Annotated in this window: 10 protein-coding genes and 2 pseudogenes; 6 read left to right on the forward strand and 6 right to left on the reverse strand. The window is 70.7% G+C overall.

What is annotated here, in order from left to right:
- Window positions 1-622 precede the first annotated feature (622 nt).
- The 3 genes from ACH4SE_RS18930 to ACH4SE_RS18940 all read right to left on the reverse strand — a co-directional run bounded on the left by ACH4SE_RS18930 (window position 623) and on the right by ACH4SE_RS18940 (window position 4,630).
- Complete coding sequence (locus tag ACH4SE_RS18930; protein ID WP_398544532.1) at window positions 623-1,138, reverse strand: HIT family protein; 516 nt, start codon at window positions 1,136-1,138, stop codon at window positions 623-625.
- An 875-nt stretch (window positions 1,139-2,013) separates the two neighbouring features.
- On the reverse strand, window positions 2,014-2,829 hold the full coding sequence (locus ACH4SE_RS18935) for a hypothetical protein (protein WP_398544533.1): 816 nt from the start codon (window positions 2,827-2,829) through the stop codon (window positions 2,014-2,016).
- A 427-nt stretch (window positions 2,830-3,256) separates the two neighbouring features.
- A complete protein-coding gene (locus ACH4SE_RS18940; RefSeq protein WP_398544534.1) occupies window positions 3,257-4,630 on the reverse strand; it encodes an aspartyl protease family protein in 1,374 nt (457 codons plus the stop codon).
- 144 nt (window positions 4,631-4,774) lie between these two features.
- Between ACH4SE_RS18940 and ACH4SE_RS18945 the strand changes: the two genes are divergently transcribed.
- From ACH4SE_RS18945 to ACH4SE_RS18960, 4 genes are all read left to right on the forward strand, one after another.
- Window positions 4,775-6,184 (forward strand): sensor histidine kinase, encoded by a 1,410-nt coding sequence (locus ACH4SE_RS18945; RefSeq protein ID WP_398544535.1) that lies wholly within the window; start codon window positions 4,775-4,777, stop codon window positions 6,182-6,184.
- Window positions 6,181-6,870 (forward strand): response regulator, encoded by a 690-nt coding sequence (locus ACH4SE_RS18950; protein WP_398544536.1) that lies wholly within the window; start codon window positions 6,181-6,183, stop codon window positions 6,868-6,870. Before ACH4SE_RS18945 ends, ACH4SE_RS18950 begins: the two co-directional genes overlap by 4 nt.
- A gap of 768 nt (window positions 6,871-7,638) precedes the next feature.
- Window positions 7,639-8,868 (forward strand): winged helix DNA-binding domain-containing protein, encoded by a 1,230-nt coding sequence (locus ACH4SE_RS18955; RefSeq protein WP_398544537.1) that lies wholly within the window; start codon window positions 7,639-7,641, stop codon window positions 8,866-8,868.
- 473 nt (window positions 8,869-9,341) lie between these two features.
- Entirely contained in the window at window positions 9,342-9,704 is a 363-nt protein-coding gene (locus tag ACH4SE_RS18960) for a hypothetical protein (protein ID WP_398544538.1), read from the forward strand.
- Between the two features lie 51 nt (window positions 9,705-9,755).
- Here ACH4SE_RS18960 and ACH4SE_RS18965 read toward each other — a convergent pair whose 3' ends face one another.
- Window positions 9,756-9,998 (reverse strand): hypothetical protein, encoded by a 243-nt coding sequence (locus ACH4SE_RS18965; RefSeq protein ID WP_398544539.1) that lies wholly within the window; start codon window positions 9,996-9,998, stop codon window positions 9,756-9,758.
- Window positions 9,999-10,092: 94 nt separating this feature from the next.
- On the opposite strand from ACH4SE_RS18965, the gene ACH4SE_RS18970 reads away from it, so the two are divergent.
- Window positions 10,093-10,743 carry a sensor domain-containing protein gene (locus tag ACH4SE_RS18970; RefSeq protein WP_398544540.1) on the forward strand — a complete coding sequence of 217 codons (651 nt, stop codon included), beginning with the start codon at window positions 10,093-10,095 and terminating at the stop codon, window positions 10,741-10,743.
- 28 nt (window positions 10,744-10,771) lie between these two features.
- Window positions 10,772-11,023 (forward strand): annotated as a pseudogene (locus ACH4SE_RS18975) (IS1380 family transposase); the annotation flags it as partial.
- 514 nt (window positions 11,024-11,537) lie between these two features.
- Here the strand turns inward: ACH4SE_RS18975 and ACH4SE_RS18980 are convergent.
- Together ACH4SE_RS18980 and ACH4SE_RS18985 are read right to left on the reverse strand one after the other, a co-directional pair.
- Window positions 11,538-12,095: a hypothetical protein gene (locus ACH4SE_RS18980; RefSeq protein ID WP_398544541.1), complete on the reverse strand. Its 558-nt coding sequence runs from the start codon at window positions 12,093-12,095 to the stop codon at window positions 11,538-11,540.
- 1 nt (window position 12,096) lies between these two features.
- Window positions 12,097-14,274, reverse strand: a pseudogene (locus ACH4SE_RS18985) (hypothetical protein); the annotation flags it as partial.

The raw sequence follows: 14,274 nt of genomic DNA on the forward strand, positions 1-14,274 counted from the left end.
GTGGGGGGGCATCCCCCCCCCCCCCCCCCCCGTTGGGCTGTTTTCCCCGCGCTGCTGGGGGGGGGGGGGGGGGGGGGGGGGGGGGGGGCGGCCGGGGGGGCCCCCCCCCCCCCCCACGCGGCGCGCCCTGGCGCCCCCGCTCCGACGGCTGCGCCCACCGCGCCGGACACGCCGGCCATACACGTGGTGACGACGGCCGCCGCCGTGGTCCATGCTCTGGAGAGCGGCCCCGCGGGTTCCCTGCGCCAGAGGGCCACAGCGAACCAGGTTTTCGTGTCGACCCAGGGTTCTGCGCGGTGTCGCCGGCGACGTTGCACGTTGGCCGCTCAGCCCAGTGCGTGTGGGGGCAAGGTGAGGCGAGGCAGCCGCGCAGTTCGTCCCGTGGCGCCGGCCTCACGTGTGCGGGTTGCGGGGGTAGGCCGGGAGCGGTCCGCTCCGGATTCGAGGCCACCGTCAACGAGTTCGCCCAGGGGTACGGCTTGCGGCACTGCCGGTACCGAGGGCAGGGAAAGGCCGACATCCAGCACGTCTGACGGCTATCGCCGTCAACATCGAGCGGCTCAGCGGACTGCCACCAACCGAGGAGGCCCCCGACCGGGAAGAGTCGGCTTCCCGCCGGTGGTCATCCCTCCTTCAGGACGCCCCGGGCGATGACCGCCTCACGCAGCCGTGCGGCCATCGAGACCGCCTGGTCCGACGGCAGCGCCAGGACACCGTTCTCCGTCATCAGGGCATGGAACTGCTGCTGAGGGTAGGGGACACCGGGCGGCAGAGCGGCGATGTGCCAGTGCAGATGCGCGTTGCCCTGCTGGCTGCCGAGCGAGTACAGGTACGTACGCTCCGGCTCGCAGACAGCCTCGACCGCAAGGGCGATCTCCCGGACGAACAGCATGAGCCGGCTGTAAGCCTCCTCGTTCAGGTCACGGACAACGTGCTCGACATGCACCTTCGGCGCGACCAGGACCTTGCCCGGCACCGTGGGCCACCTGTCCAGGAACGCCACGTGATCGACATCCTCGAAAACCGTCGCATGCGGGTAATCCGGGCTCCCGGCCAGAAACGCACACACGAAGCACGGACCGCTCCGAGACCGCTTCACGTACGCCTCAAGATCCGTCGACTCGCGATCCACTGGCACCTGCCCACCTCTCCACGGAGGCGCACCAGTCTGCCGCAGCCCTACGATCCCACCGGCACAGAAGGGATCAACGACTCAAGATCGGGATCTACAACGGGAGTACTCACGAGCTCGTGCATGGTTGTTGGCAGCGCGTGCTTGAGTGGTGTCACGGCTTGTTGATCACGCTGCTCGTCGTGCGGGGAGAGTGGGTCGGGCGGACTGGTCGGCTGCTTGCTGGTCGGACGGAAGGCCGGCGACGGCTTGGACTGTGTCGGGCAGATGATGGCGGTGGCCGTGATGCCGGGCGAGGGCGCCCCAGTTCTTGAGGTGGGCGATGCCGTTTCTCGAGGGGGACGCGCCGTGAGGAGTGGGCGAATCGGGCCTGTTCGTGGTGAGCCATGAGCCGTTGCAGGTGCTCCAGTTGTTTCGCCGCGGCGCCTTCTCGGGCGGCGTGACGACCTGGCCGTAGGTCTCTGTGCGGCCAGACCCTCGTGGGCGGCGTCGGCGATGATCTCCAGGTCGACGCTGCCCACCCCGACAGCCCGCCGCCGCGGCCGGGCACACACCTCCGCATCACGCCGGGCCCGCCAACCCGGGCCCACCTCAGCCACCAGATCTGCGATCGCGCCCCGCGACGGACCCGTGATCCGCCGTTCAGACACGATCACCTCACGCGCTGCAACCCCCACCGCAACAGGTCCGACGAACCATGCCGACCGAGGTCACGGCCAACCCTGCACGAGCTCGTCAGACTCCAGCAACTCGACTCCATGCAAGCCGGGGCGCATCAGTCTCCGCCGGCCCCGGGCGATTCACCATTGGTGAACAAGACCAGGCGAAGCCGCGGGTCTGAGCGAGCTGATCACCCTGTGCAGCGCCGTCCTGAGCCTGGCTCAGCGATCGGCGGCACGATCGTCCAGGGCACTGGCCAGCTGCGCGAACAAGGCCGTCGGGGCTGGTCGATCGTATCGATCGGCGAGCACCAGCCACAGCCGATGGCCGAGCCGAAGCGCGGCTCGCAGTGCCTCCAGCAGTGCTTCAGACGAAGCGGCCGAAGTAGCGGCGCACAGTTCGGCCACGCTTGCCGCCGACAACTCCCGCTCAGCACCACGCTCCGGCGTCAGCCAGTGTGCAGTGGACCGCTCAGCCAGACGCGCCATCCACACCAGATGACGCTGAGCTTGCCCGAGGGCGTCCCAGGCTCGCAGATTCTCGCCACGCCCCACCAGGTGATACGCAAGCACGAGCCAGTTGACGAACGGGTCGCAGTACTCAGCGACCGCCTGCGGACTGTCGACCGGCGGGACGTACCGCTCCGGCATGGCGCGAAGCACCGGCTCCAGCACACCTCTACGGTCCACTACCAGCATCCGCTCAACTGCCGCACCACGGGCGGGCCAGTCAGCAACGCTGGTGATCTCATCCACCGTCGCGAAGTGAAACTCCCCCCGTACCAGTCCCGGGAAGAACGCCACGAAGGAGCCGAACTCGTTGAGCAGCCCGTAGGAGATCGGCGCAATGCTCCCGCACCACGAACCCGGATCGACCTCGACGCGACGCTCAGGCGTGAAGAACAACCAGAACTCGATGTCGCTGTGTTGGTCGGCCTCACCTGCAGCGAACGAACCGTACATCAACGCCGCGTCCAGGCCGTCGTCGGCCGAGCACGCCTCGCGGACCCGCGCGATCAACTCCTCCTGAAACAGCACAGCCCTCATCTAAGTACGCACGTACCGACCCGGGCAACGCATTTCGGCCAGGGTGGTTGCGTGCTCATTTCAGGCACAGGGGCCAGGCCCGTCCCGTCGAACAGCTGCGCGCTGCTCTTGATCCCGCTCCCGGGCGGGCCAGGCCGCCACTGGCCACCCCCGGGGCGGGCAAGAGTTGACGCCCCGGCACCCGTCTGCTGCCGGTGGAGGAAGCAGGCGAAGCGGCCCTGAGCCCGCCGCCTCGCCGCCCGCAGGCTTCCGCGGCAGCCAGTCCATCGGCTGCCCGCGCCGGCCACTTGCGTGTGTGGCAGCGCCCCGGGCACACACCTGGCACGCTGCGGTATCGGCGCGTGCCGGGGCGGCGCGGGCCTGCCGGGTGGTGGCGGGGCGGTGCGGCGGGAGCCTTCCGGTTCCGGCGGGCAGAGGATCAGCCGATGTAGAGACGCATCGTGGCGAAGTCGAAGGTGACGGCGAAGGGTTTGTAGAACTCGTGCGTGATGTTGCCGATGGTGGAGAACCGGGTCATGCCCTCCCAGGGGGTCGGGCCGACGGATGCGGGGACGTGGTGGGCGACCGCGGCGCCGAGGGCGACGCGGTCGACGGTGGCCGGGTAGACGGTCACCGCGCCGCCGTTGATGGGCGTGGGGTGGGACCAGTCGACGGCCATGGCGGCTCGGGCGGCGTTGTCGGGACTGGTGTTGACGCCGGCGCCCGCACCGCCGGTGTCCATCGTCGCGATGCGCGGTCCGTAGCCGTTGAGGACGGCAGGTGTGCAGGGCAGGTGGTCGGCGAGCCACAGCGGCTGCGGGTGCAGGCCGGCGCGGGCGGCCTCGGTACGCAACGCGCGCTGCTGGGCGGTGTTCTTGCGGCGCAGGACGAGGGCCTGCCTGGCGTAGTCGAGTGTCGTGATGAACCGGTAGAAGACGGACATGCCGATCGTGCCGTCGGTGACCGTGCCGTCGGGGAACGCCAGGATCCCGCCGTCGATCCAGGTGACCGGCACGTTGCGCACCTCGATTCCGCCGAGACGCAGTGACGACGCGACACCGAGATACGTGGTGACGGTACGGTCGGCGATCATGCCTTGCGACATCGCGACGGGCTTCAGCCCCAGCCGCTGGGCCATGTCCGTGGTGAGTGTCAGGTCGGCGGCCCCGGTGTCCAGGACGAAGCGACCGGACGCGCCACCGTTCACGCTCGCCGAGACCTGCGGCAGCGGGTCGAGGGCGAGGAACGGCACGCGAGTGGACTGGGCGCCTCGGATCTCGTACGGCGTGCCGGTGAGGGCGGCCTGCCGCGCCGCTTCGGGCGGGGGGAGCAGGGGGCCGGCGGGGGCCGGCAGGTTTTGGCGCAGGTAGCACTGCGACAGGTGGCGCTTGGCGTCGTCGTCACCGGGGTCCAGCCGCAGCGCCTCGCGCAGGAGGCGGCCGGCTGGGGTGAGCCGGTCGGAGAGCAGGCAGAGGTAGCCGAGTTGGGCGGCCGCGTGGGCGTTGCCGGGGTCGGCCCGCAGAAGGCGGGCGTACGCGTACTCGGCGGCGGTGAGGTCGCCGTCCTGGAAGAGCTGGTCCGGGTCCGGGCCGGGGGCAGGAGCAGGGGTGGGCACGTCCGCGCGGGCGGGTGTGGTGGTGGCCGCCAGGCCCAGCAGCGGGAGGGCCGCGCCTGCGGCGAGCCCGGCACGGCGCAGGAGGCCGCGCCGGCTGAGGCCGGTGCCCCTGGAGGGGGCGCCGAGGACGGAATCCACGGGGCGGTCGGGAACGGGGGAGCTGGCGGACCGGTGTTCGGTCGTCGTCGATCGGGTCATACGGCGACCTTGCCGTCCAGCTGGTGCCCGGCGCGTCTGCCGTGAGCCCGAATCGCAGGTCTGTCGTGGGATGTACGGGGCCGCCCGCGTATCCCTCTCGCGACAGATCCGGTGCACAGCGGCGGCACCTACACTGACGCGACCATGAGGGACTCTCCCATCGCCGTCCTGCGCTCCTGGGCCCGCCGACCGCAGATCCAGGACGTGGCCCTGACCTGCGGTCTGCTGCTGGCGTGCCTGCTGCTGACGGACGTGTCCGGCCTCGTGCACCCCCCGGCCGGCCAGGGCAGGGGCGGCGCGGGCGCGGTGACGGTGTGGTGGGCCGCCACCGCGCTGACCGCGGCGGCTGTCATGCTGCGGCGCAGGTGGCCTGTGACGATGCTGGCAGTGTGCTCGGTGTCGGCGGCGGCGCGGGTGGCGGTCGGGGTGCTGCCCACGGTGATGGACCTCGCGGTACTCGTCCTGCTCGGCACGGTCGCGGCACGCTGCTCGCGGCTGGCGTCGCTGCTGGCGCTGGGCGCGGTGGTGCTGCTGGTGGCCGGGCTGATCGGGACACCTGTTGCCCGGTCGCTGCGGGTGCCGAACCTGCGGGTGTGCAACCGGCACGTCAGCGCATCGGAGACGGGCCTGTCGCAGGCCACCGTGCCTGTGGTGGGTTCCGCGCCGTCGCCGCAGGGTGCTCGGGCCGTTGTGGGCGCGGACCCCGGCGGGGCGGTGTGCAAGAGCGACGGGTCCAGCCCGTGGCGTGGCTTCCCGGTTCTCGGGTCGGCACTGGTCGCCGCGTGGGCGGTCGGCTCGGGGAACCGCAACCGGCGTGCCTACCTGGAGCAGTTGCACGCCCGCGCCCAGGACCTGGAGCGGGCACGGGACCGCGAGGCCTCACTTGCGGTCGCGGACGAGCGCGGCCGGATCAGCCGCGAGGTGCACGACGTCGTCGCGCACGGGCTGTCACTGATCGTCGTTCAGGCGCAGGGCGCCGAGGCGGCGCTGGACAACCGGCCGGACGCCACGCGCGCCGCACTCCGTACGATCGTCGCCACGGGGCGCGACTCGCTCGCCGACATGCGCCGGGTGCTGGCCGCACTGGGCGAGCCAGACGGGCGGGACGGGACGGAGGGCACCCGGCAGGCACAGCCGGGTCTGGACGGGCTGCCCGCCCTGCTGGCACGCGTGCGGCAGTCCGGCACGCCCGTTCGGTTGCGAGTCGAGGGCACCGCCGGGGCGCTGCCGTCGACGGTGGACCTGTCGGCGTACCGGATCGTGCAGGAGGCGCTGACGAACGTGATGAAGCACGCGGGGCCCGGCGCGACCGCTGACGTCGCACTCCGGTACGCAGACGGGGAGATCACCATCGAGATCAGCGACGACGGGGCGGGCGCGGGCACGGCCGGGGGCGGCGGCCCGTGGACGGGGGCGGGCCCGAACGGCGGCAACGGGCTGCCGGGCATGCGGCGGCGCGTCATGCTGCTCGGAGGGCGGTGCAGCGCGGGGCCGGGCGTAAGCGGTGGTTTCGCGGTACACGCGTGCCTCCCGATCCACGGGCGGAGCGGATGACCGGCGTCGTACGCGTCCTTCTCGCCGACGACCAGGCCCTGGTACGTACCGGCTTTCGCATGATCGTGGAGAACGCCCCCGACATGGAGGTCGTCGGCGAGGCGGGCGACGGCGCCGAGGCGGCGGCGCTGGCAGCCCAACTGCGGCCTGACGTCGTCCTGATGGACGTGCGCATGCCCGAGACGGACGGCGTTGAGGCCACCCGGCGGATCTGCGCGGCGGACCACGCCCGGGTCCTCGTCCTCACCACCTTCGACCTCGACGAGTACGTCTACTCCGCCTTGCGCGCCGGCGCGAGCGCTTTCCTGCTCAAGGACACCCTCGCGGCCGACCTGCTGGCGGCCGTCCGCGTCGTCGTGCGGGGCGACGCGGTGGTGGCGCCCAGCGTGACCCGCCGGCTCATCACCCGCTACATCCGCACCGCGCCCGCCCCCGGCCCGGGCGCCGACCGGCCCTCCGCGGCGGTTCTGGCCACGCTGACCGAGCGCGAACGCGAAGTGCTGGCGCTGATCGCGCGCGGCCTGTCCAACACCGAACTCGCCGCGCACCTGAACGTCACCGAGGGCACGGTCAAGACGCACGTCAGCCGGATCCTGGCCAAGCTGAGTCTGCGGGACCGCGTCCAGGCGGTGGTGTACGCGTACGAGTCCGGCCTCGTGCGCTCCGGCGCGGCCACCAGCGGCTGACGCGCCTCCAGGGCGGGGCAGTGACGCGCAACGGTGCGCGTTTTCGCTGCTGGAGCCGGGCCGCGTTTTACGGACATCACTACCGCAGGTCACGGCCGTGGAACGGTGGAAGGCGACCTGTGTGCGCGACCATCGGCCACCCGGCCCTGTCACCTGCTCTGCGCCCGCCCGAATGCCGCCTGTGCGGCGAGCCCGTCGAGCAGGTTGTCCACCAGGCGGGCCAGGTGGTCGATGCGGTGGCTGGTCCTCGGGCTGCGCCTCTGGCCGTCTCCTTCGGTCGGGTAGTGGGGGCCGGTTGCTGCCCCCCGCCTGTAGGCCGCCCGTGACAGAAGCCGGCGCTCCCCGGCGACAGTCAGCAAAATTGAGGCGGGTGCGATGTGAGGGGCGCGGTGCCCGGGCGGGGGCCTTCACCGCGGGCCTCCCTTGCCCCCTTGTCCGACCCCTTGACCGCACGGTGCCGCGGTCGGCCGGCACAGCGAACAGGCTCAAGCCGCCTGAGTCGCCATGCCCAGGCTGCCGATCCTGCTGAGGGACAAGCGCTACGAACGCGTGATCCGCGCTGCTCCCCGCGCCGCCGCCCCCACAGCGGCGACGACCGGGAGGTGAGCACCCGAGCCGCCCGCCGCGAGGCAGTCGGCGCCGGCACGGTCGCCGGACCTCACGGTGGGTGGCGGCGGCACGCCCGTACCGGGTGCTGACCGGCAGCCGACCGGTCGTGATGGGCCGGGAGCCGATCGCGCCCCCGTGTGCGGGTGGCATGATCGTGCCGTGGGCATCTCCGAGCGGCGCCTCCTCCTGGCCACCCTGGATCGACAACTGCTCTTGCAGCGCGCCTCCTTGGACGTACCGACCGCGGTGCGGCGCCTGTGCGCACTGCAGGCGCAGGCGCCCGCCTCGCCGTACCTGGCGCTGTGGACCAGACTGCAGGACTTCACGCCCGAGGACCTGGACGCCGCCTTCGCCGACGGCCGGCTCGTGAAGGCGACACTGATGCGGATCACGCTCCACGCGGTCCACGCGGACGACTACGCGGCCTTCCACGCCGCCATGGCGAGCAGTCTGCGCGCGGTCCGTCTTCACGACCGCCGCTACGCCGCGACGGGCGCAGCGCCCGAGGACGCGGACAGGCTCCTTCCCGAACTGGCCCGGTTCCTGTCCCGACCGCGCACCGGCGCCGAGGTCGAGCAGCAACTCGCCGACCGGTTCGGCGAGCACGCCCACCGCATCTGGTGGGCCCTGCGCACGTACGCCCCGATCCGCCACAGCCCTACTGGCGGCCCCTGGTCATTCCGGCAACCGCATACCTACCGGGCCATAGCGGATACCGGTCTCGCTGAGAGCGCTGAGAGCGCTGAGAGCGCTGAGAGCGCTGAGAGCGCTGAGAGCGCTGAGAGCGCTGAGAACACTGAGCCCGCGGACACCGGAACCCGGCGCCTCCTCCTGTCGTACCTGCGGGCCTTCGGACCGGCCACTCTCGGGGACTTCGCCCGCTTCACCCTGCTCGGCCGCGCGGCCGCCACGCGGGCGCTGGACGCGCTGGGCGACCAGGTCGTCCAGATCCCCGGTCCCGGAGCACGCCGCGGCCCGGCACCGCTGTACGACCTGGCCGGCGCGGGGCTGCCGGACGAGTCCGTGCCGGTGCCGCCGCGGCTGTTGCCGATGTGGGACAGCACCCTGCTCGCGCACGCCGTGCCAGGACGCATCCTGCCGGCCCGGTACCGGCCGCTGGTCGCACGGCGCAACGGCGACATGCTGCCCTGTCTGCTGGTCGACGGCCAAGTAGCCGGCGTCTGGCGGGCGGTGGACGCCGGGGTCGAGCTCACGTCCTTCCACCGGCTTGACGGTCGCACCTGGCAGGGTCTCACCGAGGAGGCCGCGGGGCTTGCGGCGTTCCTCGCCGCTCGTGACCCGGACGTCTACCGCCGCCACCACCACTGGTGGCACAAGGGCTTCTCCGACGTCGCGCTGACCACCGAGACCCGTACGGTCACGCCCTGACCACCGCCTCCGACCGCGAAGCCGGGCCGCTATGCCGCCTACCGCACCGCACCGCACCGCGCCGCGGTCGAGGCGGGGGAACGCGGCGCGGGCGCCGCGCCAGCACCGGCGGGAGCACTACGCCGGGCCGTACCTCGACCAGCCGTTCCCGCGGCTGCCGGTGGTGTTCGCGCCGGCACCTCGCCGCGCCGGAGAGCCGGGGGCGGAGTTCCTGGCCCGCACCGCCGGCCTGGGGCCGGTCCGGTACCGCCGCCTGGTCGTGACGACCACCACCGCGGCCCGGCTGGCCGAGTACGGTCCGATCGGGGCGGTGTGGCGGGTCGCCGGCATATTGGAGCCTGGACCGGCTGCCCGCCCCGCAGTGACCCGCTCAGCGCATCCGCGCGAGGGCCGGCCCAGCGGCCGCCCGGGACCGGCCTGGCGCCTTCTACCTCGCACGCACTTTCGGCCGGGTGGTTTCACCGGTTCGCGCTGTGGCGCCGGCGAGCAAGCGCGTACGGTCCGGGAGCACGGGCGATGACATCGAGCTGACCGATGGACGAGCCGACGGTGGGACGGATACCCAGCGGCCCGAACTGGTCGAACGCGAACACCCGGCAGCGGGCTACGCGGTCAACGAGGAACTGTCCACCGACGACGTGCGCCGCGAGCTGGCGACGGTCCTGACGATGGCGGCCAACGGCCATACGGACGACGGGGTCGTTGAGGTCGTGGCGGGGGACCCCGGCATGGGCTCCATGGCGGTGACGGCGGAGGCCTCGGACGACCCGGTGAAGCGGGCAGGGCTCCGCGGGCAGCTGCTCCACATGGTCGAAGAGGGCGACCTCCCGCAGTGACCACCGGCTGCTCAAGCGGGCTGCCTGCGTGAGCGGCAGCATCGGACGGGCTTACGCCGCGGCGCGCAGCGGCCGGTCGGGTCGGCAGATGCCGCAGGGGGCGGCGTCGGCCCGCGTCGTCAGGACGGCCCGCGCGGCGACGGCTGCGGCGAGCGCGGCAGCCGCTGACGGCTTCCTGCCGGCTTCGGCGCAGGCGCGCGTGGCGAGGTCGGCGGCGGAGCGCGGGGCGCCGTGGTTGAGGGGGACCATCGCGTGCCGGGCCAACGCCCAGACGAGCGTCTGCCCCGGTGTCATCACCAATTCGGCCTGTGGGGGTAGGGCAAGCCCTACCCCCGGTGGCCGGGTAGCAGGTTGGACGCCGGCCGCGCGTAACCGCGATCGTAGTGCCATGACTGAGACCGCCTCGCCCACCGTGCTGCATGCGTCCACCGAGACCGGGCCCGTTGGCCACAGATTCCGCCGGGAGTTGGGCTATCTCCTGTCCGGACTGCCCCTCGGGACGGCGGCGTTCACCGTAGCGGTCACCGGATTCGCCCTGGGGGTGTCCACCCTCTTGATCTATGTCGGACTGCCGGTCCTGGCCGGGACCCTGCGCGCGGCACGGGCGCTGGCCAACACGGAACGCCGACGGGTGACGGCCGTCACGGGCCGTCCGCTGCCGTTGCAGCACCCCCGGCAGGCCGGCGCGGGATGGGCGGGGTGGCTGCGCGCGGTGCGCGAACCACAGCCCTGGCGCGACCTGGCCCATCTGGTCGTCGCCTTCCCGCTCCAGGTCATCACGTTCAGCGTGGCGCTGACGTGGACCCTCGGCGGTGTGGGCGAGCTGCTCTACGGCTCATGGTCGTGGTCCCTGCCGCAGGGGCCGGACGACCAGGGACTGGCGGAGCTGATATTCGACACCAGCTCGCGGGCAGTCGACATCGGCTTCAACACCGCCGTAGGGGTGGTCATGTTGGCCACGGCGGTTCCGGTGGTCCGCGGGCTGGCCGCGATGCAGACCCGGTTGGCCCGCTCCCTGCTGACTGACCGGACCGCGTAGCCATGGGCCGGGCCCGCCGACAGCGGTTCGCGGGAAGAAGACCTTCGGCCGCCATCCTCCGGTCGCATTCGTCGACCACGGCCCGCACGGCTCCGGCGAGCCGGTCGCGGGCCGGCCGCGGCCGGGCAACGCGGGCAGCAGCACCGCGAGCGACCACGTAGCAACCACCCGCCAGGCCTTGTTCCAACTCCGACGCGGCCGGCGCACCCTGATCCGCACCGACTTCGCCGGCGGCACCCATGACTTCCTTGACTGGCCCACCCGGCGCGGACGACGGCTGTTTCGGTGCCAGTGCCTCTTCGCAGGGTGGGGCGCTGCCGATGTACAGGTACTGGTCCCATCCCACATGGACCGCGAAAGCGCCCTCCTCTTCCCATTGGCACCAGGCGCCGTTGTCGCGCAACACGGCTCGCACCAGCTCCAGCCCGACATCGAGCGGCACCTCTGCCCGTCGTCAAAGCCGGTTGGGTCAGCAGGGAAGAGTCCGTCCAGCCCCAAGCCGTCCACCGGGCCTCTACGCCGAAGTGTGCCAGGGACAGGATCTGCGGTTCCCGTTCGACCAGGTGATCGACGCCGGTGTCCCTGGCGAAGGCCGCGACCGCCTGAAGATAGGACGCCTCGACCTCACCGTGCTCTGGCACCCGCGGGTTCGGGGCGATCGCCCCGAGTCGGGAGTGACCATGAGTCTGTCCTGCCAGGGGTGCAAGTCGGGTGAGGTGAGTCGGCGGTCGGCCTGAGAGCCGGCCGTGGAAGGCGATGCCGAAGACCAGCGACGACGACGCAAGAGACAGAGGCTACGCGCCATCTTGCGGGGCCGACGCGATCACGCGCTGGTAGTCATCCAGATCACGTGGGACGCGAGGCTCCTCCAAGGCGCGGACTGCCACTGGATCGCCGGTGGGCTCGAGCACCGCTCCCATGAGGTTCTCCCAGGCGAGCCCCTCAGCGTAGAAGTCGATCCCGTACAGCGCGACGATCTTGGGCAGCCCGTCGACCTCCATCGCCCAGTACTGGCGCTCGTAGGCGATGTAGTTGGTGTCCTTGCCACCGCCGACGTTGGCCGCGAAGCAGGTGCCCCACCCGGGCACGTCGTACTCCACAACCATGTACACCCGGCGGCGCACCGGCAGCGCTGCCTTCTCTGCGATCTCGGCCAACTCCTCGGCCGGCAGACCGCGAGGACGCATGAACGGGGACGTCATGCTGGTGCCGGGTGAGGAGTACATGAAGCTCTCCGTGCGTGCGACCCTCTGCTCGAGCTGATCGTCCGGCTCCGCAAGGTTGGCGACGTCCTGTTCGTACACCGCGGTGAGGAATTCCTGGAAGAAGGTCACAGCCTCGTCGATGTTCACGTCAGCTCGCACTCTTTCTCACGAAGAGCCACACATCGGCTCCGACCGGCTCGGGGGTGTATTTTTTGCTCTTGCCGTTGGCCTTCAGAACGTACTCGTACTTCGTCTGCTCCGCCCGCCGGATCGGAGGATTGGAGACCTTCTGCAGGAGATCCAGGAACCGTTGCTGCGACTCCGGATCAGACTCCTTGTACCATGGCAGGCTCGTGACCCGGTCCTTGAGAATGTCGCTGACCAGTATGCCGAACGTTATGGTGACCGTGAGGTCCATGGACACGCCGCTCACGTCCACCCCGTTCAGCACGGCGAACGTCTGGATGTCGGCATTGATCGATCTCTCCGCTGCGCCCTGGATCTGCTTGTTGTAGTGGTCGCTCGTCGACACCAGGTTCAGGCCTTCCTGGAATCCGGATCCGCCGAACATGTCAGCGACGCCGTGTGCCCGGTTCATCTCCTCACCCTCCACGAAGCCGGCTGGGGTCTGCGTGATGCCGCGTGGGGCGCCGCTGGGCTTGAGGTTCAGGTCGTAGCCCGTCACGGTGAGCGACTCCGAGCGGTCCTTTCCCTTCTCGACCACCGTGAAGTTCTTGCCGGCCCGCGTCGTGTACGTGATGGTAGCCGTGTCACCCTCAACAACCTTGTGGATGTTCTCTGGAAAGTAGTCCGAGTGCTCCTTCTGCCGCAGGGTCGGAAGGTCGAACTGTCCGTAGGGTGAGACACCAACCTTGTAGATGCCCGGCCCGAGCTGCTCGATGCCCGCATCCTGCAGACTCGTTCGGAAGGACTCGTCGGTGATTGACGGCAGTCGGCTCGCGGCCAGCCTCGCCAGTACCGCTGGAACGGGCGCCCCAAGGGCCTGGAGGAACGCCTTTCTTTGGGGGCTCTGAGAGCCGAACACATGGTTGTAGAATTCGTTGGCCTCCGCCGTCTTCCGGTTCCCCTTGAAATAGTCGAGCAGCGGCTGGACGAATCCGTCCGTCTGACTGAGCGCCCGTGCGTCAGTGTCGGTGCCCGCGAGATCGGCCAACGAGAACAGGGGAGGCGAGTTCGGCAGGGGGCCGGCTCGGACTTTGCTGATGTACGTGTTCCACCAGTACGGGTGCACCTGCTCGATGAGCGTGTTGTTGTGCTTGTCGCGCATCGCCGTCTTGATCTCGTCACGCGTCTGCTTGTCGTCGCGAAGGGTGTGCTGCGCGGTCCGGGCAGTCTGGACATGCACCACCTCGCCCTCTGGAGTGTGGGAATCCACGACCAGACGGAGCGGGACGTCGTGCTTGCGTTCCACGGCGCGGAGGCCGGTCGCCGCAGCCTCGTGGGAGCCGGCCTTGGTGAGTTCCCGGTCCGCGTCTGCAAGGGCAGCCGCTTCGTTCTTACGGCCCTTGACCTTTGTTCCGTTCTTTTCCTTGCCGGTGAGCCTGTCCTTGACCTTCTTGCCGGTTGCCCTGAGTTTGGCCCAGATCTTCTTGCCCGTCTTGATGATGAAGCCGACGATCTTGTCGATGACGCGGTTGACGGGTTTGGCGACGGCGTGGAAGACGGATTTGACCTTGGCGGCGAGGTTGCCGATGCCGAGGAGGGAGGCGAGCAGGCCCAGGAGGGTGGGGATGGCGGCGGCGAGGGCGGTTTCGACCATCTTGGGGACGCCGGCCTGGCCGCCGTCGGCGATGGCGATGACGGCGTCGAGGACGGCGTTGACGAACTCGATGACCTGGGCGCCCTGGTTGATGACGAAGGAGACGATGTCGATGATCGCCTTGACCGCGCGGACGAACGCGGAGGCGGGGTTGAGCAGGGACAGGATCCAGGTGATGCCGGCGATGACGACGGTGGGGATCAGGTAGCTGGTGAGTTTGCCGAGGATGGTGGCTTTGAGGTCGCCGACGTCCTTGACGATCTCCTGCTCGATCCCGGCGGGGCCCTCCTTCGCGAGTTTCTGCGCGACGGGGACGGTTTTCTCGACCTCGGTCATGGCCTGGTCGGGGATGCCCTTGGCGGTGATGCGGGCGCGGATGTTGGCCCAGGTCAGGCCGAGCAGGCCGGTGATGAGCTGGATGATGCCCTTCAGGTCGAAGGACGAGGGCAGGTTCAGCCCGGCCTTGACGGCGGTGCCCAGCAGCCAGGACACCAGGCCCTTTTTGAGGTGGTCGGCGATGTTGGTGACGAACAGCTTCAGGCCGGC

The sequence above is a fragment of the Streptomyces sp. NPDC020983 genome (assembly GCF_044333485.1).
Classification (GTDB): Bacteria; Actinomycetota; Actinomycetes; order Streptomycetales; family Streptomycetaceae; genus Actinacidiphila.

Excerpts from the sequence above, each read along its gene's own strand:
- ACH4SE_RS18940 (WP_398544534.1), bottom strand. The coding sequence starts at position 4,630 with ATGACCCGATCGACGACGACCGAACACCGGTCCGCCAGCTCCCCCGTT.
- ACH4SE_RS18945 (WP_398544535.1), top strand. The coding sequence starts at position 4,775 with ATGAGGGACTCTCCCATCGCCGTCCTGCGCTCCTGGGCCCGCCGACCG.
- ACH4SE_RS18950 (WP_398544536.1), top strand. The coding sequence starts at position 6,181 with ATGACCGGCGTCGTACGCGTCCTTCTCGCCGACGACCAGGCCCTGGTA.
- ACH4SE_RS18965 (WP_398544539.1), bottom strand. The coding sequence starts at position 9,998 with ATGACACCGGGGCAGACGCTCGTCTGGGCGTTGGCCCGGCACGCGATG.
- ACH4SE_RS18970 (WP_398544540.1), top strand. The coding sequence starts at position 10,093 with ATGACTGAGACCGCCTCGCCCACCGTGCTGCATGCGTCCACCGAGACC.